1 pseudogene is annotated in these 594 nt (G+C 69.5%); it reads left to right on the plus strand.

The features are described 5' to 3' along the window. A pseudogene (locus tag JaAD80_RS31155) lies at positions 1–594 on the plus strand (autotransporter outer membrane beta-barrel domain-containing protein); the annotation flags it as partial.

Raw genomic sequence — 594 nt, forward strand, 5'->3', positions numbered from 1 at the left:
CGGCGCGGCCGTGGTCAGCTACACCCTGAGCAACGCCTACGCCACCTCGAAGCCGGGCGTGGTCAACGTGACGGTGACGGCGCGTGCCGACCCGTCGACCGATCCGGAAGTGATCGGCCTGCAGGCGGCGCAAGCCGATGCGGCGCGGCGCTTCGCCACGGCGCAGCTGTCGAACTTCACGCAGCGCCTGGAAAGCCTGCACGGCGACGGCTGGGGCCGCTCGAACTTTGGCCTGAACCTGACGCCGTCGAACGACAGCGGCAACCCGACGGCGGCCCTGGCGCGCTGGCAGGAGCAGGAAGCGGACCGCGTGTTCGGCACGGCCGTGAAGCCGTATATGCGCAAGGCTTCCCTGCGCCAGCCCGATGCCGGTTTCAGCGGCGACAAGGCGGGCGCGGATGTAGGCCAGGCAGCAAACGGCTTGCCGGACATGCCGCAGCGTCCGGAGTCGCAGAAGCAGGCCCTGTCGCTGTGGCTGGGTGGCGCGGTGGACTTTGGCCAGCACTATGTGAACGGCCGCGAGACGGGCTTCCGCTTCCGCACCAATGGCGTGAGCGTGGGTGGCGACTACCGTATCAGCGACCTGGCGACCCT

Origin of the sequence: Janthinobacterium sp. AD80, assembly GCF_002878455.1 — a bacterium.
GTDB lineage: Bacteria > Pseudomonadota > Gammaproteobacteria > Burkholderiales > Burkholderiaceae_D > Janthinobacterium.